Genomic DNA, 886 nt, shown 5'->3' with positions numbered 1-886 from the left:
ACTCGTTACTGGCGGCGTGGCTCTCGCCTTTCCAGGCAGGGTTTTCACCTGCTAAGTTACTCAACCTACGCTCGGTCGCTTCTACCAGTATCCCTTCCGACAGGACCGATCAGGACCGATCAGGAGATTAACCCTTGTTCATGCTTTTGAAAACAAACCCGTAACGTTGAAGTTTTTTCCCATAATTCTTGAAAATCGAACGCATGTTTGGTATGATTTGTATAAGAACAAATGTTCTATTTCGGGAGGATGTTCATGTTTCCGGTTCATCTAACCTTCGAGGCGTTCTGCCAACAGTTCAACTCCGAACAGGCTTGCGCCGAGGCGCTGTTCAAGGCCAGATGGCCGGACGGCTTCCGTTGCCCGTCTTGTCGTCATCCTCACTTTTATCTTATCCAATCGCGCAGACTGCCTCTCTACGAATGCTGCTCCTGCCGCCATCAGGCGTCTGTCATCGCCGGCACGATCATGGAAGGAAGCCCGACTCCTTTGCCCCGCTGGTTTCAAGCGATGTTCCTGATCTCCCGGCCTTCCGGTATCAGTTCCTCCCGCCTGTCCGATGTGATTCAGGTCACCTATAAGACCGCATGGCTCATCGCAAGAAAAATCCGCCATGCCATGCAACAAGCCGATAAAGGCGACCCGCTTACGGGTATCGTGCGGGTAGACCCTATCTTTTACGGCTATTCTTATTATAGCGATGCCCGGCAGCCGCTGTTGATCGGCGGATCCCTCGATGAGCATGACCAGCCTCAGCATGTCAAAATCAAACAACCGGATCCCAGCCATGTGAATAACGAGTCGAGGTGGATTGAAAAGTCTGGCGTCCAAGCGTTCGTAAACCATCATACGGATGGAGCGGCCGTGACCGTTTTTGCGCGCGGCA

General features: G+C 52.6%; 1 protein-coding gene. It reads left to right on the top strand.

Features of this window, described 5'->3' with window-relative positions:
* Nucleotides 1-255: 255 nt before the first annotated feature.
* Nucleotides 256-886: transposase (locus ACFPPD_RS22425; RefSeq protein ID WP_378083426.1), on the top strand; the 631-nt coding region annotated here is incomplete at its 3' end.

This window comes from Cohnella suwonensis (assembly GCF_042655365.1).
In the GTDB taxonomy this organism is placed as follows: domain Bacteria; phylum Bacillota; class Bacilli; order Paenibacillales; family Paenibacillaceae; genus Cohnella; species Cohnella suwonensis.
Note: the sequence above shows the minus strand (reverse complement) of the source record. Positions and strands in the feature narration are given on the sequence as shown.